Here is a 22,250-nt window from a genome sequence, read left to right as displayed (position 1 = left end):
AGTCCCATGCTCCTCGACGAAGACTTACACATCGCCCCGAATTGCGGCAGTTGCCCGATCCGCCATCGCGCGGTCTGCGCGCGCTGTGAATCCACCGAACTCGCCGCGCTGGAAGACATCAAGTTCTACCGGAGTTTTCAGGCCGGTCAGACACTTATCTGGTCCGGCGACCGGATGGACTTTGTCGCCTCGGTCGTCACCGGCGTCGCCACGCTGACCCAGGTGATGGAGGACGGGCGCACCCAGACGGTCGGGCTCCTCTTCCCGTCAGACTTCGTCGGACGTCCGGGGCGCGATACCGCTCCCTATAATGTGATCGCCACGACCGACGTGATGATGTGCTGTTTCCGCAAGAAACCGTTCGAAGAATTGATGGCGCGCACACCCCATATCGGCCAGCGGCTTCTGGAAATGACGCTGGATGAGCTTGACGCCGCGCGGGAATGGATGCTGCTTCTCGGCCGCAAGACCGCGCGCGAAAAGATCGCCAGCCTTCTGGCCATCGTCGCCCGCCGCGACGCCGGCCTTCAGGGGCAGGTCCGCCAGCGCCAGGTGACCTTCGACCTGCCGCTGACGCGCGAGGCGATGGCGGATTACCTCGGCCTCACGCTGGAAACCGTCAGCCGCCAGATCTCTGCCCTGAAGCGGGAAGGGATCATCGAGCTGGCGGGCAAGCGCACCGTCCACGTTCCCGACATCGACCGGCTTATCGAAGAGGCGGCCGACGACGCGGACGGCGGGATGCCGGGCTGACCCGGCCCGCGCGATGCCGCTTCTCCTGATCCTTCTGGCCATCGGCGTCTTTGCCTATGCTTGGTGGTCCCGACGCGGAAAGACCCTGACGCGGGACTGCCGCTGGCGTCTGGATCGCGCCGCCGGTCCCGACCATTACCGCTGTGCCGCCTGTGGCGCGGTCTGCGAAGGACCGCCGAAAGACTGCCTGAGGCCGCGCGAGCGGCTGTGAGGCCCCCCCCGCCCGTGCTATCCTGATCCCGGACCCGCAAGGGAGGGCGCGCACATGCCGGGTGAACTGACACTCCTCATCGGAACGACGAAGGGGGCCTTTCTGCTGCACGGTCCGGGGGACTGGCAGGTCAACGGCCCGCATTGCGGCGGCTGGCCGATCAACCACGTCATCGGCGACCCGGACACTGGCACCATCTGGGCAGGCGGCGGTGGCGACTGGCACGGCGCCGGGATCTGGCAAAGCGACGATGGCGGGCAAAGCTGGACCGTGACCCGGCTGACGCGCGGCACAATGGACGATTGGGCCGAAAAAGACCCTGATTTCGCTGCAATGATCGGCTGGACCGACGGTCCGCTGCCCTTTGGCAGCGACTTTCAGCAGGTCTGGTCGCTGGGCCTGAACCACGGCACGCTTCACGCCGGGACCAAGCCTGCGACGCTTCTGGCCAGCGACGATCGCGGCACGACATGGGCGGTGGTCGAAGGGCTGACCAACCACCCCTCGCATGACGATTGGAACCCCGGCGCGGCAGGGCTGGTCCTGCACACGATTGTCGGCGATCCGGCGGACCCTGCGAAACTCTGGGTCGGAATCTCTGCCGCCGGAGTCTTTGCAAGCGGGGATGGCGGCAAGACGTGGGAACGCCGGAATCGTCTCTCCAACGCCGGAAATTGTTCCGGTCACGATCATCCCGCCGCACCAAGGGACGGCGAGATCGGCCATTGCGTTCACAACATGATGCGAGCGCCGGGCGGGGGAGAGGTGCTTTACCAGCAGAACCACCACGGTGTCTGGCGCTCGGGCGATGGCGGGCGAAGCTGGGACGACATCACCGCGGGCCTGCCCTCCACCTTCGGCTTCCCGATCCGCGTTCACCCGCGCGACCCCGACACGCTTTGGGTGCTGCCGCTGAACGGCGACATGGCCGGGCGCTTTCCGCCCGACGCGAAAGCGGCCGTCTGGCGGTCGCGCGACGGCGGCCGAAGCTGGCAGGCGATGCGCGAAGGGCTGCCGCAAAGGGGGTGCTATTTCACCGTTCTGCGTCAGGCCATGGCAGGGGACAGAAGAACCCCCGCAGGTGTCTATTTCGGCACAAATTCCGGTTCCGTCTTCGCCAGCGACGATGAGGGCGAAACCTGGACAGAGATCGCCCGCCACCTGCCGACGATCCTGTCGGTGGAGGTGCTGGAACGCGACGGAGGGGCTTGAAAGCCGGACCACATCGGGCAAAGTCACACCGCCCATAGCGGAGGAGATCACGATGCCCGCCCCCGACGACGCCGACGCCCGCCGCGCCATCCGCCCGGTCATCTGCTATCCGAACGATACGTTGCCCCCCGCCCCGATGGCGATCTACAGCGCCGCCCGCGCCACGCTGCGCCCGGTGGACGAAGTCATCGCCCCGCCCCGCGACGCCTGCTGTTTCCGCGTTCCCGCCGGGCATTTCTTTCGCATCCATTCGGTTGACGGGCCACAGGTCGGGGACCTTAACCTCTGGAACGCAAACGATCTTTCCGAGAAGTTCTATTCCGGCAAGACCCGCGCCCTGCATGGCACCCATGTGACCACGGGCGAACGGCTCTGGTCCGCCTTCCCGCATCTGCGGCCAATGGCGACGATCACCCATGACACGCTGGACTGGTACGGGATCGACGCCTTTGGCGGGTCCGTGCATGACGTCATCGGCACCCGCTGCGACCCCTATACCCACGCCTTGCTCAGCCATGGCGGCCAGTATCACCACTGCTGCCATTCCAACCTGACCCGCGCGCTGGCTACGGAAACCGGCCTGCCGCTGCCTGAGGCCGAGGGCTATGTTCATGATGTTCTTAACGTTTTCATGTGTACCGGCTTTACCCGCGATACCGGGCAGTACTTCATGAAGGCCAGCCCGGTGCGCCCCGGCGACTACCTTGAGTTCTTCGCCGAGATCGACCTGCTGGGCGCGCTGTCGGCCTGTCCGGGGGGCGATTGTTCGGCAGAGCATTCCTCGGACACCGCCGCCTGCTATCCGCTGAAGGTGGAAATCCTCGCCCCCGATCCGGCGGCCCTGACAGGGCGGGAGCCGCCGGAGAGGAACGTCTATAACCGCAGCCACGGGGCGGTTTAGCGCTAGAAAAACCTAGGAAAACGCGGCGGTTAGCGCAACTTCGACCATGTCGCCAAAGGACCGTTCACGATCCTCGGATGGCAGCGCCTCATGCGTCAAAAGGTGGTCTGACACGGTCAGCACGGCCAGCGCGCGGATGCCGTGGCGGGCGGCGACGGTGTAAAGCTCTGCCGCTTCCATTTCCACCGCCAGAACGCCGTGGCGGGTCATCATCTCATTCAGGTCGGGGCGTTCGTCATAGAAGACATCCGCCGAATAGATGCCGCCGACATGGGTCGGCGTCCCCTTGGCGCGGGCGGCGGCGACGGCCTTTTCCAGCAGGCCGAAATCGGCGCAGGGGGCAAAGCTCAGCTCCTTGAAAAACCCCCGCGACGGTGTCGAAATCGTCGAGGCGGTCATCGCGATGACGATGTCGCGGACCTTGACGTGATGCTGCATCGCGCCCGCAGACCCTATGCGGATCAAGGACTTGGCCCCATAATCGCGGATCAGCTCATTGGCGTAGATCGACAGCGATGGCATCCCCATGCCCGACCCCTGGATCGTCACGCGCTGGCCATTCCACGTCCCGGTAAAACCCAGCATCCCGCGCACCTGGTTGATGCAGACGACGTCTTTCAGAAAGGTCTCCGCCGCCCATTTGGCGCGGTAGGGATCGCCGGGCATCAGGACGGTTTCGGCAATCTCGCCGGGCTTTGCGCCGATATGGATGGACATGGGGCCTCTCTTTTCGGTGGTCCGGGTCGGGCAAAGGATAGGTCAGGGTTGCGGGAAGGTTAATGGGGTTTCTGCCTGAAACGGCGCCTGCCGGGCAAGACGCTGAATTTGCAGAAAAATCTCCGTAGGATACCTGTCGCGTTTCCGTCGTTTCCGCGTAGTTTTCCTGTAGCGGCAACTCACATACGACCCGCCGGGTGGACGCCGCCCCCGCGCGGCCCTAACCTGACCGCCAATCCGAATCCGGGAAGCCAAATGACCGAGACCCAAGGGACCAAGTATCAGGTCCTCGCCCGCAAGTACCGACCCGAGACCTTCGCCGACCTCGTCGGGCAGGACGCGATGGTGCGCACGCTGAAGAACGCCTTTGCCGCCGACCGGATCGCGCAGGCCTTCATCATGACCGGCATCCGCGGCACCGGGAAAACGACCACGGCCCGGATCATCGCCAAGGGCATGAACTGCGTCGGGCCGGACGGCACCGGCGGGCCGACGACAGAGCCTTGCGGCCAATGCGAACATTGCGTGGCGATCATGGAAGGCCGCCATGTCGACGTGATGGAGATGGACGCCGCCAGCCGTACCGGCGTGGGCGACATTCGCGAGATCATCGATTCCGTCCACTACCGGGCCGCCAGCGCGCGCTACAAGATCTACATCATCGACGAAGTTCACATGCTGTCGACGAACGCCTTCAACGCGCTCCTGAAGACGCTTGAGGAACCGCCCGCGCATGTGAAATTCATCTTCGCCACGACCGAGATCCGCAAGGTGCCGGTCACGGTCCTGTCGCGCTGCCAGCGCTTCGACCTGCGCCGGATCGAGCCTGAGGTGATGATCGCGCTGCTGCAAAAGATCGCCGGCGCGGAGAAGGCAGAGATTACCGACGACGCGCTGGCCCTTATCACGCGGGCCGCCGAAGGGTCGGCGCGCGATGCGACATCGCTTCTTGACCAGGCGATCAGCCACGGGGCGGGGGAAACCACCGCCGATCAGGTCCGCGCCATGCTGGGCCTGGCCGACCGGGGCCGCGTGCTGGACCTGTTCGACATGATCCTGAAAGGCGACGCGGCAGGCGCGCTGAATGAGCTTTCGGCACAATATGCCGACGGCGCAGACCCGATGGCGGTGCTGCGCGATCTGGCCGAGATCACCCATTGGGTCAGCGTCATCAAGATCACGCCGGATGCGGCCGACGACCCGACCGTGCCGCCCGAGGAACGCGCGCGCGGCATCGCCATGGCCGGGGCGCTGCCGATGCGGGTGCTGACGCGGATGTGGCAGATGCTGCTGAAAGCGCTGGAAGAGGTCGCCGCGGCGCCGAACGCGATGATGGCCGCCGAAATGGCCGTCATCCGCATGACCCATGTCGCCGACCTGCCCGACCCGGAACAGTTGATGCGCCGCCTGGCCGAAGGCCCCGGCCCCTCTGCCCCGGCGGGCCGTGGCCCTGCCCCCGGCGGCGCCGTCACCCATGCAGCCCCCCGCGCACAGGTGACATCGGCCCCGACCGGAAACGGCACCGCAACCGCCCTTGCCCGCGCGCCGGAAACCGCGCTGGCCCGCTATGCGAGCTTTCCGGCGGTGGTGGAGCTGATCCGCGCCAACCGCGACGTGAAGCTGCTGCTTGAGGTGGAAAACCACCTGCGCCTTGTCCGCTACGCCCCCGGCCGGATCGAGTTCGAACCGACGGTGGATGCGCCCGCCGACCTTGCGCAGACACTTGGCCAGAAGCTTCAGGGCTGGACCGGCACCCGCTGGGGCGTGTCGGTCGTGGCCGGTGGCGGCGCCGCCACCATCGCCGAGGAGCGTGACGCGAAGGACATCGCGGCGCGGGAGAAGGCGCGCGACAATCCGCTGGTCCAGGCCGTCTTCGCGGCCTTTCCAGAGGCGAAGATCACCGCCATAAGGACCCCCGAAGAGGCCAAGGCCGAGGCGACGGCAGATGCCCTGCCCGAGGTCGAGGATGAATGGGACCCGTTTGAGGAAAATTGAGGAGTAGGAAATGATCAAGGGACTTGGGGGCCTCGGAGGCCTCGGCGACATGGCCAAGATGATGAAGGCCGCGCAGGAGATGCAGGGCAAGGTGGCGGAGCTTCAGGAAAGCTTCAAGACCATGAACGCTGTGGGCGAGGCTGGAGCGGGCCTTGTCACCGCGACCTGCACGCTGGAGGGCGACCTGAAGGCGCTTGAGATCGACCCCTCGATCTTTGACCCCAGCCAGAAGGAAGTGGTCGAGGACCTGATCCTTGCCGCGATCAAGGACGCGCAGAAAAAGGCCGCCGACCGCAAGCAGGATGAGATGAAGCGGCTTTACGAAAGCCTCGGCCTGCCGGCCGACATGAAGCTGCCGATCTGAGGCGGCCTTGTCCGACGCCACCCGCGACATCGAGGCGTTGATCGCCCTCATGTCCCGCCTGCCGGGGCTGGGGCCACGCTCGGCGCGCCGCGCGGTGCTGCATCTTCTGAAGAAGCGCGGGCAGGTGATGGCGCCGCTTGCACAGGCGATGGCCGAGGTGGCGGCAACGGCGCGCGAATGCGTCAGTTGCGGCAATATCGGCACCGCCGACATCTGCGACATCTGCCGCGACGATCGCCGCGCGACGGGGGAGATCTGCGTGGTCGAGGATGTGGCCGACCTGTGGGCGATGGAGCGCGGGCAAAGCTTCAAGGGCCGCTATCACGTCCTTGGCGGCACGCTGTCGGCGCTGGATGCCGTGGGACCGGAGGATCTGCGCATCCCGAAACTGCTGTCGCGGGTGCGGGATGAGGGGATCGCCGAGGTGATCCTGGCGCTGAACGCAACCGTCGATGGCCAGACGACCGCCCATTACATCGCCGACGCGCTGGAAGGGGCGGGCGCGCGCGTCACCTCTCTGGCCCAGGGCGTGCCGGTCGGGGGGGAGTTGGACTACCTTGACGACGGCACGATCCAGGCGGCGCTTCGGGCGCGAAAATCGGTCTGACGCGGCAGAAACGAAAACCCCGGCGCGGGGGGCCGGGGTTTCGGGATCAGTTGTCGTCGTCTTCGTCTTCGTCGTCGTCATTGTCCGGCAGGTTGAAGAAGCTGTCGGCATTGGAATAATCCGCCGGGTTCTTCTCTTCCTCATCGGAGGTGCCGGAGAGGGTGAAGTTCTCAAGCCCCGCAATGGCGGTCGGAATCTTCGGTTCGGTCGACATGCCAAGCGACTGTTCGGTCGAGACGAGCCTGCGCCGCTCATCATCGCTCATCACACCCTCGGCGGCCTTCTTCTTGGCGGCCTTCTGCACGGCGGCGTCAAGCTCCGTCTGGCGGCACAGGCCCAGCGCGACCGGGTCGATCGGCGTGATGTTGTTGATGTTCCAGTGGGTCCGGTCGCGGATCGCGGCAATCGTGGGCTTCGTCGTGCCGACAAGTTTCGAGATTTGCGCATCCGCCAGCTCCGGGTGGAACTTCACCAGCCAGAGAATCGCCGCCGGGCGGTCCTGACGCTTGGACAGCGGCGTGTAGCGCGGGCCGCGGCGCTTTTCCTCGCCCACCGAGGCAGGGTTGAATTTCAGCTTCAGCTTGTAAAGCGGGTCCTTCTGGCCCTTCTCGATCTCCACCGCGTCAAGCTGGTTGTTGGCGATCGGATCGAACCCCTTGACGCCCGTCGCGACGTCACCATCCGCGATGCCCTGAATCTCAAGTTCGTGCATGCCGGTGAAATCGGCGATCTGCTTGAAGCTGAGCGTCGTGTTATCCACGAGCCAGACGGCCGTGGCCTTGGCCATAAGCGGTTTCGACATCTGGATCTCTCCTTTACAAATCTCTCCCGCGCCGGGAAATCGGCTGCGGTCCTTGGACCGCCACTCCTCGATTTCGGGGAAGTTGTGGGGCTATATAGTCCCAAGCCGCGTTGGAGGGAAGAGTAAATGCGTGTTCTGGCCGCCCTGATCTGCCTGGCCCTGCCCGCCCATGCCGGGGGCGAGCGGGCCGGGGATTTCGACTATTACATCCTGTCGCTGGGCTGGTCGCCGACCTGGTGCGCGCTGACCGGCGATGCGCGCCGCGACGACCAGTGCGACACGCGCCACGACTTCGGTTTCACCCTGCACGGGCTTTGGCCGCAGAACGACTATGGCTGGCCAAGCGACTGCCGCACCGGCGCGCGCGATCCGTCGCGGCGCGAAACGGCCGCGATGGCCGACATCATGGGGTCCGGCGGGCTGGCCTGGCATGAATGGAAAAAGCACGGCCGCTGTTCGGGGCTAAGCGCGGATGACTACTTCGCGCTGTCGCGGAAAGCCTATGAAAACGTCTCTATACCGCCTGTATTGGCCCATCTGGACCGCGACGTGAAGCTGCCCGCGCAGGTGGTGGAGGACGCGTTCGTTGAAGCCAATCCGGGCCTTGAACGGTCGATGATCACCGTCACATGCGAGGCGGGCCGGATCGACGAGGTGCGCATTTGCCTGACCCGCGACCTGACCCCCCGCCCCTGCGGCGACGATGCCGCGCGGGACTGCCGGATGAAGGATGCGCTGATGGAACGGGTGCGCTGAGGCCAATGTCGCCCGCACCGGTGGAAAGCGCCGGGGCTCCGCCCCGGACCCCGGAGTACTTTAACCACAATGAAATGCAGGCTTGAGCCGATGTGACGGTCACAATCGCGTGGTTGCGGCGGGGCGCCGTCCCGTGCTTCTTGGCGTGAAAGCCATCCGGGAAGGAACGCCATGGCGGTGAGAGTCGCGATCAACGGGTTTGGCCGCATCGGCCGGTCGGTGCTGCGCGCGGCGCTGTCGGACGGCGCGGGCGATGTGGAGATCGTCGCGGTCAATGACATCGCGAAGCCTGAGATGGCGGCCTATCTTTTCGAATACGATTCGACCTTTGGCCCCTGGAAGGGGTCAGTCGCGCTGGAGAACGGCGCGCTGGTCATCGACGGGGTGCGCATTCGTCTGACCGGGGCGCGCGATCTGGCATCGCTCGACCTGTCGGACATCGACATCGTGATGGAATGCACCGGGCTGGGTGGGGAACGCTCCTTTGCCGAGGCCGGTCTGCGCGCCGGGGCGAAGCGGGTGCTGGTTTCAGGCCCCTCGGATACCGCCGATTTCACCGTCGTGCTGGGCGCGAATGATGAAAAGCTGGGGCCGGAGCATCGGATCGTCTCAAACGCCTCCTGCACGACCAACGCGCTGGCGCCGCTGGTGCGGCTGGTCGAGGCAGAATGGGGCGTGGAGACGGGATGGATGACCACGATCCACTGCTACACCGGCAGCCAGCCGACGATCGACGCGCCGGGGGCGGAATATGCCCGAAGCCGCGCGGCGGCGCTGTCGATGGTGCCGACGACGACCTCGGCCCAGCGCCTGCTGGACGTGGTGCTGCCGGGCATCGCCGGGCGGATCGAGGGCGCAGCGGTCCGGGTGCCGGTCGCCTCCGTCTCGGCCGTGGACCTGACGGTGATGACACGGGCGCGGCCGGACGTGGCGACGGTCAACGCGGCACTGGCGGCGGCGGGGGGCGTGATCGGCCGGACCGACCGGCCGCTGGTGTCGTCGGACCTGCGCGCGCGACCCGAAAGTATCGTCATGGCCCTGCCGGAGACCCGCGTCACCAGTGGCGGCCTGCTGCGGCTTTTCGGCTGGTATGACAACGAATGGGGTTTTGCCAACCGGATGCTGGACGTGGCGGCGCGGATGGGTAGCCTTTAGGGCGATCAGGCGGGACCGATGACCTGCCAAGGGGCGGGATAGCGGAACTCCTCAAGGTTCGGGCCGTCGCCGATGCGATCCACAACGGCAAAGCGGCCGGGCGCGGCGAGCGGGGTCAGCACGCCATGCCAGGTCCCGCGCAGAAGGTTGATCCCCTGCCCCGGCGCGGTCAGGAAGGCGCGCGGGCTGCCGGGGCGACCGCCCGCATCCGGGGCGACGATGACAAGGAACGGGTGTTCGGTCATCGGCAGGAAGGCCTGCGACCCCTCGGGGTGGCGTTCGACAAGATCGAAGTCGTAAGGCAAGGCGCGCGGAACCGCGTCGAAGATGGAAATCCCGGCCCGGCCCGAACCGAAATCGAGCCGCGCGCGGTCGTGGTGACGGTGGCAAAGACCGTCATTGATAAGCCGGAAGTCGCCCGTCGCGTCGAGGACATCGCCGAAGGCGGCGAAGGTGTGTGCGATGATGGGTTCGGCTTCGATTGTTCGAGTCATCGCTTTCCTCTGGCCCGGGCCTGGGGTTTCACACCCGTCGCCATTGTTGCTCGAACCAATGGCGCAAGAATGGCAACCCCCCGTGGAGTATTTTGCGCAACGAAGAAGCCCTAGCGGCCGAAGGCGCCGGGGCCGCGCAGTTTGGCGTGGCGGTTCACGTCCTTGTAAAGCAGATAGCGGAAGGGGCCGGGACCGGCGGCGTAGCAAGCCTGTGGGCAATAGGCGCGCAGCCACATGAAATCGCCTGCCTCCACCTCCACCCAGTCCTGGTTGAGCTTGTAGACCGCCTTGCCCTCAAGGACGTAAAGCCCGTGTTCCATCACATGGGTTTCCTCGAACGGGATCACGCCGCCGGGCTGGAAGGTGACGATGTTGACATGCATGTCGTGGCGCAAATCGTCGGGGTCGGCGAAACGGGTCGTCGCCCAGCGGCCTTCGGTGTCAGGCATGGCGATGGGTTTCACCTCCTGGTCCGAGGTGACGAAGGCGGCGGGCGCAGTCAGACCCGGCGCGTATTCGTAAAGCTTGCGGATCCAGTGGAAGCGGGCGGGATGATCGCTGCCGTTATGCAGCCGCCAGTCGCAGCCGGGCGGGATATAGGCATAGCCGCCCGCGCCGAGTTCATGTTCCTTGCCGTCGAGGGAAAGCCAGATTTCCCCCCCGGTCACGAAAATCACGCCTTCGGCGACCGGGTCAGGCTCGGGCAGGTCTGCGCCGCCGCCGGGGCCGACCTCCATCACATATTGGCTGAAGGTTTCGGAAAAGCCCGACATGGGCCGCGCGATAAGCCAGAGGCGGGTGTTCTTCCAGCCCGGCAGGTTGCTGGTCACGATGTCGGAAAAGCAGCCCTTGGGGATGACGCAATAGGCATCGGTAAAGACCGCGCGGCCGGTCATCAGGGCGGTCTGGGGCGGCAGGCCGCCGGGCGGGGTGTAATAGCCGGTCATATCAGCATGTCCTTGAGGCGCAGTTCGGCGATCCGTTCCACCTGACGGCAGGCCTCATCGAATTCCACCTCATTGTCCTGTTCCAGACGGCGGCGGAAGGCGTCGAGGATCGTCGCCTTGGTGTGGTCGCGCACGGCGATGATGAAGGGAAAGCCGTGGCGCGCGGTATAGGCGTTGTTCAGCTCGGTGAACTCGATCCGTTCGGCATCGGTCAGGGCATCCAGCCCGGCAGAGGCCTGTTCGGCGGTGCTTTCGGCGGTAAGGCGCCTGGCGGCGGCAAGCTTGCCCGCAAGGTCGGGATGCGCGGTCAGGACGCCAAGGCGTTCGGCCCGGCTGGCCGAGCGGAAGGCACGGGCGAGCGCGTTGTGGAGCCCGGCGGCGGTGTCATGCGCCGGACCAAGCTCAAGCGCCCAGGCGCGGTCGGCGATCCAGGGGGAATGTTCGAAGATGCCGCCGAAGCGGGCGGTGAACGTCGCCCTGTCCATCCGGCTTGGCCGGTCGAAGCGACGCGGCGGATGGGTCGCGGCCCAGTGGCGCGCGATGTCGATACGGCGCGGGAACCACACGCCCTCATGCGCCTGCGCGTAGTCGAGGAACCGCTTCAGCCCCGCCATCTTGCCCGGCCGGCCGATCAGGCGGCAGTGAAGGCCGACCGACATCATCTTCGCCGCGCCCGCCTGCCCTTCGGCATAAAGCACGTCGAAAGCGTCTTTCAGATACTGAAAGAACTGCTCCCCCGTGATATAGCCCGGCGCGGTGGCAAAGCGCATGTCGTTGGCTTCAAGCGTGTAGGGGATCACCAGCTGGTCGCGCCCTCCCGCCTCGATCCAATAAGGCAGATCGTCGTCATAGGTGTCGGAAATCCAGTCGAACCCGGCCTCGGCCGTCAGGCGCACGGTGTTGAGCGAACAGCGCCCGGTATACCATCCGGTCGGGCGGCTGCCGGTCACCTCCGTATGCAGGCGGATGGCCTCGGCGATCTGGCGCCTCTCTTCCTCTTCCGGCATGTCCTTGTGTTCGACCCATTTCAGGCCGTGGGACGCAATCTCCCACCCCGCTTCCTTCATCGCGGCGACCTGTTCGGGGGACCGGGCAAGCGCGGTGGCCACACCGTAGATCGTCACCGGGATGTCCATGCCAGTGAACAGGCGGTGGAGCCGCCAGAACCCGGCCCGCGCGCCGTATTCGTAGATCGATTCCATGTTCCAGTGGCGCTGCCCCGGCCACATCGCGGCCCCGGCAATGTCGGACAGGAACGCCTCGGACGCGGCATCGCCGTGCAGGACGCAATTCTCGCCGCCTTCCTCGTAGTTCAACACGAGGCTGACGGCGATCTTCGCCCCGCCGGGCCAGGCGGCATCGGGCGGATTGGCACCATAGCCGATCATGTTGCGCGGATAGCGGTTCATTCGCGGCCCCTTCCAGATCTGCCTGCACCCTAGCCCCGGATTGGATGCGATATTATCAAGAAATTCCAGAAGTACTTGACGGGAATTCCGACGCTCGCCTTTCGCGGGCGGTCCGCTAAGCTGGCCCGGATGCAGCGGAGAGGTAGGGAATGGTCGAGGGCTATCTGACGACGCATGTTCTGGACACCGCGCGGGGCTGCCCGGCGGCGGGCATGGTGGTGGAGCTTTTCCGGCTGACGGCAGAGGGGCGCGTGGCGCTGGCGCGGATGGTGACGAATGCCGATGGCCGCACCGACGGCCCGATCCTGCCCAAGGGCGATTTCGTGGCGGGACGGTATGAGCTGATCTTTCACGCGGGCGATTATCTGGACAGCACCGGCGCGGCGCCGGAAAGCCCGCGCTTCCTTGACCAGATCCCGATCCGCTTCGGCATTTCGGACGACAGCGCGCATTACCATGTACCGCTGCTGCTGTCGCCTTTCGGCTATTCGACCTATCGCGGGAGTTAAAGCGCTTCGGGTTTGCGTTGAGAACGTAAGTAACAGAATTAGAACGAAATAGGGTCAAACTCTGATTCAGCGCAAACCCGAAATGCTATAGGCGTCAGGCGCCGCCGGTACGGCTGGACCAGGCGAACCAGAGCGCGACAAGGGCAAGCGCGGCGGACAGGACCCGCCGCACGATACGGCTTTTCACCGGATCGTCGAGCAGCGCATGGGCGGACCCCGCCAGCGCCACGATCCCGGCATGGATCGCGGTTGCCACGGCGACATAGGCAGCGGTCAGGATCAGTGTCTCCACCAGCACAGAGGCGCCGGGATCGGTGAAGCCCGGCAGAACCGCGATGTAGAAAAGCGCGGCCTTCGGGTTCAGAAGGTTGGTGACAAGCCCGCGCCGGAACGCACGGCGCAGGGTGATGCCCGCATGGGTGTTCCCGTCCTCTGCCCCGCCATCGCGCCAGCCGTCCCAGGCGAGCCAGAGCAGATACAGCACCCCCGCCCAGCGCAACGCCTGGTAAAGCGCGGGCGTGGCGGCGATGATCGCGGCCAGCCCAAAGGCGGCGGCGACGCCGATCACGCCAAGGCCCAGCGCCACGCCCCCGACGGCGGCCAAGCCCGGCCGCCGCCCCTCGGTCGCCGCGACCATGGCGAGCCAGGCCATGTTCGGCCCCGGCGTCAGCTCGATCAGCGTGGAGGCGAGGACGAAGGCCGGCAGGCCGGTGGGGATCATCGCCGTCAGACCCACTTGGCCATTGGCGGAAGGCTCATCAACACGGCATTGGCGTCATGGCCCGTCTCAAGCCCGAACTTGGTCCCGCGGTCGTAGACAAGGTTGTATTCCGCATAAAGCCCGCGATGGACAAGCTGGCGGTCCTTGTCGCCGTCATCCCAAACCGTGTCGCGGCGACGCTCTGTCACCGGCACGAAAGCGGGCAGGAAGGCGCGGCCGACGGATTGGGTGAAGGCAAAATCCGCCTCCCAGTCGCCGGTGTTCAGATCGTCGTAGAAGATGCCGCCGACACCGCGCGCCCGGCCCCGGTGCGGGACAAAGAAATATTCGTCGGCCCAGCTTTTGAAACGGGTGTAATAGCCCGGATCATGGGCATCGCAGGCCGCCGCCAGCACCGAATGGAAATGCGCCGTGTCCTCGGCATAGTCGATGCAGGGGTTCAGGTCGGCCCCGCCGCCGAACCACCAGGCATGGGGGGTCCAGAACATCCGCGTGTTCATGTGGACGGCGGGCGTATGCGGGTTCTGCATATGGGCGACAAGGCTGATGCCGGACGCCCAGAAGCGCGGGTCCTCTGCCATCCCCGGCACGCCGCGCGCGGCCATCGCCGCCTGCGCGCGGGGGCCAAGGCGGCCATGGACGGTCGAGACGTTGACGCCGACCTTCTCGAACACCCGTCCGCCGCGCATCACGCTCATCAGCCCGCCACCCGCGTCGCTGCCATCTTCGGACTGCCGGCGGGTTTCGGCCATCTCGAACCGTCCGGCGGGACGGTCGGCGAAGGGGCCGGTGGACTGGCTGTCCTCCAGCGCCTCGAAGGCGGCGGTAATGTCGTCGCGCAGGCTGCGGAACCAGCGCGCGGCACGGTCCTTGCGGGTGTCGAATGGGTCGGACAAGGGGGCCTCCGTCAGGGCGTTCCCCTTGGGCCTATCAGCTTTGCGCGGCACCCGCCATATCGGCAGCCCGCAACTTGATTTGGCCCCGTGGGCAACAGGCTGTAAGCTGGCCCCACCCCGCACACCAGTGATGAGTCGCCCGCCATGGTCCCCTTTCGCCACCTCCCCGCCCTGATCCTTCTCGCCGCCCTGCCCGCCTGCGTCGACAGCGGCGCCAGTTGCGCGCGCGAGGAGATGCGCGAGCTGCGCACCGTCGACAAGCTGATCGAGGATACGCAGGCCGCCATCGCACGCGGGTACCGGACTGAACGCGACCAGACCGGGGGCAGCTTCAACTTCTGCCTTGGCGGCGGCGGGTCCCATGTCGGGGCGGCGCTTTGCACCGATCCCTCGACCAGGACCCGGCCCGTCGCCATCGACCTTACCGCCGAGGAACGCAAGCTGAAGGCGCTTGAGGCGAGGCGCATGGCCCTGCGCTCCACGATCAACGCCAGGACGGCGCAATGCACGGCCGGAGGGGCCTGACATGACGATGAAACTGGCCACGGCCACCGGGCTGGCCCTTGTCCTGACGCTGACCGCCTGCGGCACACCGCAGGAACAGTGCATCCGCGCCAATACCAAGGAACTGCGCCAGGTCGATGCGCTGATCGCCGAAACCCGCGCCAACCTGTCACGCGGCTATGGCTATGACGAACAGACCGTCACCGACTGGGACTGGGAGCCCTGCTTCCCCAGCCGCCCGAACGTGGCGGGTACCGGCCGCGACATGTGCTGGGAACCCTATGAGCGGACGGTGCGCAAGCCCGTCGCCATCGACCCGGCAGCCGAAAACCGCAAGCTGGCGGCGCTGACAGCGCGGCGCAAGGTGCTGGCCAGTCAGGCCGCCCCCGCAATCGCCGCCTGCAAGGCGCAATATCCCGAATAGCGCTGGGCCTATAGCATTTCGGGTTTGCGCTGAATCAGAATTTGAACTTATTTCGTTCGAATTCTGATAGTTACTTTCTCAACGCAAACCCGAAACGCTTTAATAGCCCGGCGCCGCCACCACATCCAGAAGACCACGACCACCGTCGATGGTCAGGATCTGCCCGGTGACGAACCCGGCCCCGTCGGCCGACAGGAACTGCACCGCATCCACAAGCTCGGACGGGGCGGCGATACGGCCAAGGGGGGTTTTCTCCTCGATCTCACCGCGCCAGTCGGGGTTGTCGCGCAGCGCGGCCTGAAGGCTTGCCGTCATCACGCTGGCGATGGCGATGCCGTTCACGCGGATACGCTGCGGCGCCAGCGCCAGCGCCAGCGAGCGCGTCGCCTGATCGAGCGCCGCCCCGGCGATGGAATAGGCCAGAAGCTCCGGCTGGGTGCGCTGCGCGGCCAGCGAGGAGATATTGACGATCGCGCCCACCGGCCCGTCTTCATTCCCGTCCTTCTCCGCCTGCGCGATCATCCGCTTCGCGGTCATCTGCGACAGCCTGAGCGAGGTCATCAGGTTCTGCTTCAGCATCGCCTCAAGGCTCTGATCCTCGGGGTTCAACGGATCGCTCAGAAGGCAATTGCGGCTGGCATTGACCAGGATGTCGATCCGGTCGAACGCATCGACGGTGGCCGAAAGCAAGTTCGCCATGGCAAGCTTCTGGCTCAGATCGCCACCATAGCCGCGGATCGGGCTGTCCTCGCCCGTCTGGCCGTCGACCGCTTCGGCAAGGGCGGTTTCGTCGCAATCGGCGAACATGACGCGGGCGCCGCGATCGACGAAATGACGCGCGATGGCAAGGCCGATGCCCTTGGCCGCGCCCGTCACGATGGCCGTCTTGCCGGCAAGAGAAAGAGACATATGAGATCCGTCAGCGATTCTGCCTGGCGGCAGAGTAGTGGATTTCACGCCCCGGAACGAGGCGCGTTGACAACACCCGAAGCACTCAGAACCTTGAACCCCTTGTCACCGCCGACCTCGCGCACGTCGCGGAACAGGCGGGTCAGCGCCGCTTCGTAGGGCAACTGGCGATTGGCGACAAGCCAGAGCGCCCCCTGCGGGGCAAGCGACGCGGCGGCGGCGGTGATGAAAGCAACGCCCAGACCCGGCTCGGCGGCGCGGCCGGTATGGAAGGGCGGATTGGTGACAACCGCATCATAACGCCGTTCGGGCCGGAATCGTGTCGCATCGGCCCAGTGAAAGGCGGCGCGCGGATCGGTCACGTTGCGCCGCGCGCAGGCAAGGGCGAGGTGATCCGCCTCGACCAGATCCAGCGCCGCGACGCCGTCACGCGCAAGGATCTGCGCCGAAAGCCAGCCCCAGCCGGCGCCGAAATCCGCCACCCGCGCGCCCAGCCTTTCAGGCAAGGCCGAGGCCAGCAGCGCCGAACCGCGATCGACGGCATCGGCGGAAAACACGCCGGGCCGGGTGACAAAGCCCGACGCGGGCGTGATGTCACCGGCCAGCCAGTCGGAAAAGCTGTCATCGGCGGGGCGGTCGAAGCGGAAGATCTTGCCATGCGCCTTGGCGATGGGCTGCGAGACGGCAACGCGGGCGCGCAACTCCTTCAGCATGGAATCGACGCCATCGGTCTTTTGCCCGTCGATCCAGACCGGCGCGCCGGGCCGCAGCCCGCGCAAGACCGAGGCGACCGCATCCCGCGCCGCCGCCCTGGCGCGCGGCAGGCTGACGATGGCCGCCGCAGCGGGATCGGTCACATCCGACGCCTGCGGCACCACGGTAAAGCCCTGCCCCGCCAGCGCGTCATGGTCGGGACGAAAGCCCTGCACCACCACCACCCGGTCACGCGGCAGCGCCGACAGCCCACCATCCGCCCGCGCGCCATGGACCAGAACGGCCCCTGTGGCAGGCAGCGGCCCCGCATCGGCAAGGGCCAGGGGAAGGCGTTGGGAAAGCATCTCGGGAACGGGCCGAAGCCCCTATTCCTTTTCCATGGTGCATTGAAGCGGGTGCTGATGCCGCCGCGCGAAATCCATCACCTGCGCGACCTTCGTCTCGGCCACCTCGAAGGAAAAGACGCCCACGACCGCCACGCCCTTCTTGTGGACCGTCAGCATGATCTCGAACGCCTGGGCATGGGTCATGCCGAAGAACCGTTCAAGGATATGCACGACGAATTCCATCGGCGTGTAGTCGTCGTTCAGCAGAAGCACCTTGTAAAGCGGCGGCCGCTGCGTCTTGGCGCGCGTCTTGGTAATGACCGAGGCATCCTGATCATTGCCGTCTTTGCGGTCCGACATATGCAGCGGGTGCAAGGGCAAGTCGAAAAACTCCATCACCGGGGCCGGGATTCGCGGGGTTCGGGTCGAGGCCACAATATAGGGCCTGTGCCCGGCGAGAAAAGGGTTGGTTTGTCCGGGGATTGATCCCGGCGCCAGCCCGCGCGACAGTGCCGGGGCCATTTGGCTCTCGCGACGAACCGCGGAAACGTCGGCGGCCCCTGCATTGATCGCGGTTTTCTGCCGCGTCACCTTGTCAAGGCATGCCTTGGAGCTTTGCATAGGACAGGAGAAGGTAGCAGATAGCAGCGATTAGGTACCGCTGATTTCTCGAGCACATCGACGCATGCACGAATGACAGTTCGACATACACCAGGATTTCGACGAGATCCGAACTCATTGCGCCCTCCTCTTGACTCGTGCATCGGATCAGATTTTCTTCACAATCGTAAAGATGTTCGGCTCACAACATCACAACGGCTGATCACAACGACATCACAACTGAGGAGGGCATATTGAATAATAGTTATACCCTTCAATCTATTATAAATAAGCTAATGAAAGAGGGGAAGCGCGCCGGATACTCTGTAGGGGCATCCGAGCCGCTAACAAACGCCGCTATTGCAATAATGCTTAGAAAAAGCGTTAATACAATTATAAATTACAAAAAAGGCAAAGGCCTGAATGAAGAAATCGCCAATCGGCTGATCAGATGCTTCTTCAAGCACGATGAAGCTGGCAATCAGGATTATAATATATTAAGGACTGCTTTAGACAAAGAAATTAGAAAGCATAGCGTTGCTAAACTATCAGTTTTTCATGAACTCAAGTCAGCGCAACTATTCTGGAACCATATTCTCACTGAGATAAATTACAGCTTTGGAGAAGATAGGCAAATATATTCTCGCTCGATCGAGGGGGCGGCTCATCACATCTCCAGTATTGCAAATATGCCATATGAGACGGCGAAATCAATCGCTTCCGACGCTCGATCCAAACTCTTTAACACCAAGTACGGGAAGAAGATTGACTCTCCAGACGAGAGGGAAGTCGATGGGAATGACTGGCTTAAAGAGATTACATTTGTCTCTCAGTTCATGGGAGTCCCTGAAATTGGCCAATTGAGCTGTATCTGCGTTGGAATAGGCTCAAAACCCGAGGGCGTTGGTTTTTACGATAAATTTAAAGAGTTCTTTGCTTTTGACATAGCTGCAGGCGCCGTGGAAATCGCAACGAAACATTTTCGAAATGTCAATGTCGGTGAAGCTGAGGATTTGCCAACAACGCTTACATTCGATGTTTACTACTGTCTAAAAACATACCAGTCATCTTACTTCGGTATAGAGCGGGCGCTATCCGAAGCTTGGCGAGTACTAAAGCCAAACGGCACCGCAATTGTATCAGTGTCACATCTTTATTTGTCAAAAGATGAAACGATTACTCGCGGCCTGTCTCGAACCAACTACAACCCGAACTACGCAGCTAGGAACGAGGGCTATTCTGAACCAGACCCAATGTATGTTCTCGATCTCATATCCGGGATATCGTCTCTTGCGCTCGCCGCTGGCTTCTCTGACTTGAAGTTCATTTCTGGGGCTGCAGAGCACTATATTGGTTTCAAAAAGCCAAGGTGTGACATGAATGGGCGATTCGATTGATGCTTCACGCAGTTTGCTTCGACGCCGACGATACGCTCTGGCACCACGAACGCTTTTTTCGCCTGACGCATGATCACTTCTCCGACCTCTTGTCCGACTATGCCGGGCGCGACCATCTGGAGGAGCGCCTGTTGGCGGCCGAACGGCGCAACGTCGGGCGCTACGGGTTCGGCATCAAGGGCTTTGTCCTCTCGATGATCGAAACCGCGCTTGAGGTGACCGGCAATCGCGTCCCCGGCGCCGTCATCGGCGAGATTGTCGCGGCGGGGCGCGAGATGCTGGGCCACCCGATCGAGCTTTTGCCCCATGCCGAGGCGGCGCTGGCGCAACTGAAGGGCCGCTACCCGCTGCTCGTCATCACCAAGGGCGACCTGATCGACCAGGAACGCAAGATCGCGCAGTCCGGGCTGGGCGAGGTCTTCGACGGGGTCGAAATCGTCTCCACCAAGACGCCCGAGGTCTATGCCGAGATCTTCCGCCGCCGCGCGATCCGGGCCGACGCCGCGATGATGGTCGGCAATTCGTTGAAATCCGACGTGCTGCCGGTTCTGGCACTGGGCGGCTGGGGCGTTCATGTCCCCCATGACCTGACCTGGGCGCTTGAACATGACACCGCCCCCGAACATGCCCCGCGTTTCCGTCTGATTGACGATCTCGGCCAGCTTCCCGCGCTTCTCGACCGGATCGAGGCGGCGGGCTAAGGCCAGTGTTGTGGTCCGGCCGGGGGCATGGGCGAGATTTAGGCTCACCCGCCCCCGATCTTGCGGCAGAAACACGCCGCAACTGTTTTCAAAACAAGCTGTTTTCGTCCTGACGCCTCTGTGCTATCGTTTCCGCAAATCACCAAATCCCGGCAAAAGATCGGGGTAACGAGGCAGGAACAGTGAGACAGGTGTTTGCTTGTCCGGGGCAGTGCGTCCGTCGCATTGGCGTGTTTGCAGCGATCCTTGTGATGCTGCTTCTCAACCCGGTAATTTCCGGCGCGGTTCCCTATGCGGAACTGGTCATGGACATGCGCACCGGCGAGGTGCTGCGGTCGAAGAACGCCGATACCCGTCTCAACCCCGCCTCTCTGACCAAGATGATGACGCTCTACATCGCGTTCGAGGCGATCGAACATGGCGAGATTTCGCTCGACAGCCGGGTGACGATCACGAAGAACGCGGCCGCTGAACCGCCGTCGAAGCTTGGCCTGCGGCCCGGCCAGACCATCGCCCTGCGCTACCTGATCCGCGCCGCCGCGATCAAATCGGCCAACGATGCGGCCACGGCCATCGGCGAGGCGATCGAGGGGTCTGAGGCGGCTTTTGCCCGACGCATGAACCGCACCGCCAAATCGCTGGGCATGACCCGGACGAATTTCGTCAATGCCAACGGCCTGACGGCATCCGGGCACCTGTCGACCGCCGGTGACATGGTGACGCTGGGGCGGCATCTCTTCTTCGACTATCCGCAATATTACAACCTCTTCTCCCGCCGCTCCGCCGATGCGGGGATCGCGACGGTGCGATCGACCAACCGCCGTTTCCTTGACGCCTATGAGGGCGCCGACGGGATCAAGACCGGCTATACCTCGGCGGCGGGTTTCAACCTCGTCGCCTCCGCCCAGCGTGGCAACAAGCGGGTGATCGGCGTCATCTTCGGCGGCACCTCGACCGCGATGCGCAACGCGCGGATGGCCGAACTGCTTGACCTCGGCTTCCGCAAGTCGCCGAACCGCGCGCTGGTGCAAAAGCCGGGGCGGCCGACCTATGTCGCCTCCGCGCCCGAGAATCTGACGCCTGACAGCGACATCGACAGCGGCTCTGGCGTCGCGGCGGGCAAGACGATCCGGCTTCAGGTCGCGGTCGCGAAAAGCCTGCGGCCGAAATCGCGGCCCGACCCGAACGCCCCCGCCCCGGCAGCCGTGCCGGAACAGGCGCTGGACGAAATGCTGCTGTCGTCGATGCAGGACGACATCGCCGCAGCCCTGGCCGAGGCGCAGACCACGCTCGCGGGTGAGGAAACGGCCGAAAAGGTCGCGGCGGTCACCGCCGAGGCCGAGGAAAAAGCCGCCGAAGGCCCGGCCTTCGCCCAGACCACCACCCCGCAGCCCGAAACGCTTGGGCTTCAGGCCGAAAGCGACACCGCGCTGGCGCTCGCCTCCTCCCCCGTACCGCAGGCCGCGCCGCGACCGGCAGAGGCCGCGCCGGAAGCGGTCGATGTCGCCGAAGCCGTGGTCGAAGCACCCGCCGAAGACGTCGCCGCACTGGCCGAGGCTGCCCTGACGCCACCCCCGGCCAATCCGGCCGTCGCCGAACCGGCCACCGTCGCCGAAGCCGTTGAGACGCTGGAAGAGCCCGTGAGGCAGGACGCCGTCGCGCTGGCCGCCGTCGCGCCTGCCGAAACCATGACCGCCGAAACCATGACCATCGTCGCGCCGAAAGCGCGCCCGGAAGAGATCATCCTTGCCTCGGCCCCGGCCGCCCCTGTCGCCGAGGAACCGCTTGAGGTCGTCACCCGCGTTTCCACCTCCGGCGGTCGCGAATGGGCGATCAATGTCGGCAATTACCCGTCGCGCTATGCCGCCGAACGGGTTCTTCTTCAGACCGCGCTGATCGAGATGAACACCCTGGATGAGGCGCTGCGCAAGGTCACCCCGCGCAAGGGCGGTTATGACGCCAACTTCGTCGGCATGACCGAAGAGATGGCCAGCCTCGCCTGCCGCCGCCTGACCGCGCGGCAGACCGAATGCAGCGTCGTCGGTCCCTGAAGGGCCGGCGCTTTACGGTTTCGGATGATCGTCCCAGTCATCGCGCAGCACGCGGTGACCGTCGCCGTCGGGATCGTCGAACTGGTTGCTTCGAAGCGCCCAGATGAAGGCGACAAGGCCGACGCCCCCCAGAAACAACGAAATCGGGATCAGATAGACGAGCGTTTCCATGGCA

The 22,250-nt window shown here is 64.7% G+C and carries 26 protein-coding genes; 15 read left to right on the top strand and 11 right to left on the bottom strand.

Going from position 1 to position 22,250, the window contains the following annotated elements; all coding sequences use genetic code 11:
* Positions 1–6: 6 nt before the first annotated feature.
* The 4 genes from fnrL to LX70_RS11385 are packed head-to-tail and all read left to right on the top strand — an operon-like array spanning position 7 to position 3,077.
* A complete protein-coding gene (gene fnrL, locus LX70_RS11400; protein WP_105514885.1) occupies positions 7–753 on the top strand; it encodes a transcriptional regulator FnrL in 747 nt (248 codons plus the stop codon).
* A gap of 13 nt (positions 754–766) precedes the next feature.
* On the top strand, positions 767–964 hold the full coding sequence (locus LX70_RS11395; RefSeq protein ID WP_105514884.1) for a hypothetical protein: 198 nt from the start codon (positions 767–769) through the stop codon (positions 962–964).
* A gap of 54 nt (positions 965–1,018) precedes the next feature.
* Positions 1,019–2,176 carry a WD40/YVTN/BNR-like repeat-containing protein gene (locus LX70_RS11390; RefSeq protein ID WP_105514883.1) on the top strand — a complete coding sequence of 386 codons (1,158 nt, stop codon included), beginning with the start codon at positions 1,019–1,021 and terminating at the stop codon, positions 2,174–2,176.
* Positions 2,177–2,228: 52 nt separating this feature from the next.
* Complete coding sequence (locus LX70_RS11385) at positions 2,229–3,077, top strand: urea carboxylase-associated family protein (protein ID WP_105514882.1); 849 nt, start codon at positions 2,229–2,231, stop codon at positions 3,075–3,077.
* A 12-nt stretch (positions 3,078–3,089) separates the two neighbouring features.
* Here the strand turns inward: LX70_RS11385 and deoD are convergent, their stop codons facing one another.
* Positions 3,090–3,794: a purine-nucleoside phosphorylase gene (deoD, locus tag LX70_RS11380; protein ID WP_105514881.1), complete on the bottom strand. Its 705-nt coding sequence runs from the start codon at positions 3,792–3,794 to the stop codon at positions 3,090–3,092.
* Positions 3,795–4,049: 255 nt separating this feature from the next.
* On the opposite strand from deoD, the gene LX70_RS11375 reads away from it, so the two are divergent.
* From LX70_RS11375 to recR, 3 genes are read left to right on the top strand one after another with little or no spacing between them, the layout of a single operon-like run.
* Positions 4,050–5,789: a DNA polymerase III subunit gamma/tau gene (locus LX70_RS11375; RefSeq protein WP_105514880.1), complete on the top strand. Its 1,740-nt coding sequence runs from the start codon at positions 4,050–4,052 to the stop codon at positions 5,787–5,789.
* Positions 5,790–5,799: 10 nt separating this feature from the next.
* Positions 5,800–6,153: a YbaB/EbfC family nucleoid-associated protein gene (locus tag LX70_RS11370; protein WP_105514879.1), complete on the top strand. Its 354-nt coding sequence runs from the start codon at positions 5,800–5,802 to the stop codon at positions 6,151–6,153.
* Positions 6,154–6,160: 7 nt separating this feature from the next.
* Positions 6,161–6,760: a recombination mediator RecR gene (gene recR / locus LX70_RS11365; RefSeq protein WP_105514878.1), complete on the top strand. Its 600-nt coding sequence runs from the start codon at positions 6,161–6,163 to the stop codon at positions 6,758–6,760.
* Between the two features lie 46 nt (positions 6,761–6,806).
* On the opposite strand, the gene LX70_RS11360 is transcribed toward recR, so the two are convergent.
* A complete protein-coding gene (locus LX70_RS11360; RefSeq protein WP_105514877.1) occupies positions 6,807–7,562 on the bottom strand; it encodes a DUF1013 domain-containing protein in 756 nt (251 codons plus the stop codon).
* Between the two features lie 126 nt (positions 7,563–7,688).
* Between LX70_RS11360 and LX70_RS11355 the strand changes: the two genes are divergently transcribed.
* Positions 7,689–8,318, top strand: a complete 630-nt coding sequence (locus tag LX70_RS11355; RefSeq protein ID WP_105514876.1) for a ribonuclease T2 family protein — start codon at positions 7,689–7,691, stop codon at positions 8,316–8,318.
* A gap of 171 nt (positions 8,319–8,489) precedes the next feature.
* Positions 8,490–9,473 carry a type I glyceraldehyde-3-phosphate dehydrogenase gene (locus LX70_RS11350; protein WP_105514875.1) on the top strand — a complete coding sequence of 328 codons (984 nt, stop codon included), beginning with the start codon at positions 8,490–8,492 and terminating at the stop codon, positions 9,471–9,473.
* A gap of 5 nt (positions 9,474–9,478) precedes the next feature.
* On the opposite strand, the gene LX70_RS11345 is transcribed toward LX70_RS11350, so the two are convergent.
* The 3 genes from LX70_RS11345 to puuE form a co-directional block, all read right to left on the bottom strand.
* Positions 9,479–9,967, bottom strand: coding sequence for an ureidoglycolate lyase (locus LX70_RS11345; RefSeq protein ID WP_105514874.1), 489 nt, complete (start codon positions 9,965–9,967; stop codon positions 9,479–9,481).
* Positions 9,968–10,077: 110 nt separating this feature from the next.
* The gene (locus tag LX70_RS11340; protein ID WP_105514873.1) at positions 10,078–10,914 is read right to left on the bottom strand and encodes a bifunctional allantoicase/(S)-ureidoglycine aminohydrolase; all 837 of its coding nucleotides are present in this window, start codon (positions 10,912–10,914) and stop codon (positions 10,078–10,080) included.
* Entirely contained in the window at positions 10,911–12,323 is a 1,413-nt protein-coding gene (puuE, locus tag LX70_RS11335) for an allantoinase PuuE (RefSeq protein WP_105514872.1), read from the bottom strand. The genes LX70_RS11340 and puuE overlap by 4 nt, the downstream gene beginning before the upstream one ends.
* A gap of 149 nt (positions 12,324–12,472) precedes the next feature.
* Between puuE and uraH the strand changes: the two genes are divergently transcribed.
* Entirely contained in the window at positions 12,473–12,832 is a 360-nt protein-coding gene (uraH, locus tag LX70_RS11330) for a hydroxyisourate hydrolase (RefSeq protein ID WP_105514871.1), read from the top strand.
* A gap of 94 nt (positions 12,833–12,926) precedes the next feature.
* On the opposite strand, the gene LX70_RS11325 is transcribed toward uraH, so the two are convergent.
* Together LX70_RS11325 and hemF are read right to left on the bottom strand one after the other, a co-directional pair.
* A complete protein-coding gene (locus tag LX70_RS11325) occupies positions 12,927–13,553 on the bottom strand; it encodes a LysE family translocator (RefSeq protein ID WP_105514991.1) in 627 nt (208 codons plus the stop codon).
* Between the two features lie 5 nt (positions 13,554–13,558).
* Complete coding sequence (hemF, locus tag LX70_RS11320; RefSeq protein ID WP_105514870.1) at positions 13,559–14,449, bottom strand: oxygen-dependent coproporphyrinogen oxidase; 891 nt, start codon at positions 14,447–14,449, stop codon at positions 13,559–13,561.
* A gap of 144 nt (positions 14,450–14,593) precedes the next feature.
* Here hemF and LX70_RS11315 point away from each other — a divergent pair, with 144 nt between their 5' ends.
* Positions 14,594–14,974: a hypothetical protein gene (locus LX70_RS11315; RefSeq protein WP_105514869.1), complete on the top strand. Its 381-nt coding sequence runs from the start codon at positions 14,594–14,596 to the stop codon at positions 14,972–14,974.
* A gap of 1 nt (position 14,975) precedes the next feature.
* Positions 14,976–15,377: a hypothetical protein gene (locus LX70_RS11310; protein WP_105514868.1), complete on the top strand. Its 402-nt coding sequence runs from the start codon at positions 14,976–14,978 to the stop codon at positions 15,375–15,377.
* A gap of 99 nt (positions 15,378–15,476) precedes the next feature.
* Here the strand turns inward: LX70_RS11310 and LX70_RS11305 are convergent, their stop codons facing one another.
* The 3 genes from LX70_RS11305 to clpS are packed head-to-tail and all read right to left on the bottom strand — an operon-like array spanning position 15,477 to position 17,686.
* Positions 15,477–16,286 carry an SDR family NAD(P)-dependent oxidoreductase gene (locus LX70_RS11305; RefSeq protein ID WP_105514867.1) on the bottom strand — a complete coding sequence of 270 codons (810 nt, stop codon included), beginning with the start codon at positions 16,284–16,286 and terminating at the stop codon, positions 15,477–15,479.
* 44 nt (positions 16,287–16,330) lie between these two features.
* A complete protein-coding gene (locus LX70_RS11300) occupies positions 16,331–17,344 on the bottom strand; it encodes a class I SAM-dependent methyltransferase (protein WP_105514866.1) in 1,014 nt (337 codons plus the stop codon).
* A gap of 21 nt (positions 17,345–17,365) precedes the next feature.
* Positions 17,366–17,686, bottom strand: coding sequence for an ATP-dependent Clp protease adapter ClpS (gene clpS / locus LX70_RS11295; protein WP_170076180.1), 321 nt, complete (start codon positions 17,684–17,686; stop codon positions 17,366–17,368).
* A 494-nt stretch (positions 17,687–18,180) separates the two neighbouring features.
* Here clpS and LX70_RS11290 point away from each other — a divergent pair, with 494 nt between their 5' ends.
* The 3 genes from LX70_RS11290 to LX70_RS11280 all read left to right on the top strand — a co-directional run bounded on the left by LX70_RS11290 (position 18,181) and on the right by LX70_RS11280 (position 22,075).
* Positions 18,181–19,323 (top strand): class I SAM-dependent methyltransferase, encoded by a 1,143-nt coding sequence (locus LX70_RS11290; protein WP_211301706.1) that lies wholly within the window; start codon positions 18,181–18,183, stop codon positions 19,321–19,323.
* Positions 19,323–20,024, top strand: a complete 702-nt coding sequence (locus tag LX70_RS11285) for an HAD family hydrolase (protein ID WP_105514864.1) — start codon at positions 19,323–19,325, stop codon at positions 20,022–20,024. The genes LX70_RS11290 and LX70_RS11285 overlap by 1 nt, the downstream gene beginning before the upstream one ends.
* 251 nt (positions 20,025–20,275) lie before the next feature.
* The gene (locus LX70_RS11280) at positions 20,276–22,075 is read left to right on the top strand and encodes a D-alanyl-D-alanine carboxypeptidase family protein (RefSeq protein ID WP_105514989.1); all 1,800 of its coding nucleotides are present in this window, start codon (positions 20,276–20,278) and stop codon (positions 22,073–22,075) included.
* A gap of 12 nt (positions 22,076–22,087) precedes the next feature.
* Here LX70_RS11280 and ccoS read toward each other — a convergent pair whose 3' ends face one another.
* Positions 22,088–22,246 (bottom strand): cbb3-type cytochrome oxidase assembly protein CcoS, encoded by a 159-nt coding sequence (gene ccoS / locus LX70_RS11275; RefSeq protein WP_105514863.1) that lies wholly within the window; start codon positions 22,244–22,246, stop codon positions 22,088–22,090.
* Positions 22,247–22,250 lie beyond the last annotated feature (4 nt).

This window comes from Albidovulum denitrificans (assembly GCF_002973535.1).
Lineage (GTDB): Bacteria > Pseudomonadota > Alphaproteobacteria > Rhodobacterales > Rhodobacteraceae > Albidovulum > Albidovulum denitrificans.
This window is presented reverse-complemented; position numbering and strand designations above follow the sequence as displayed.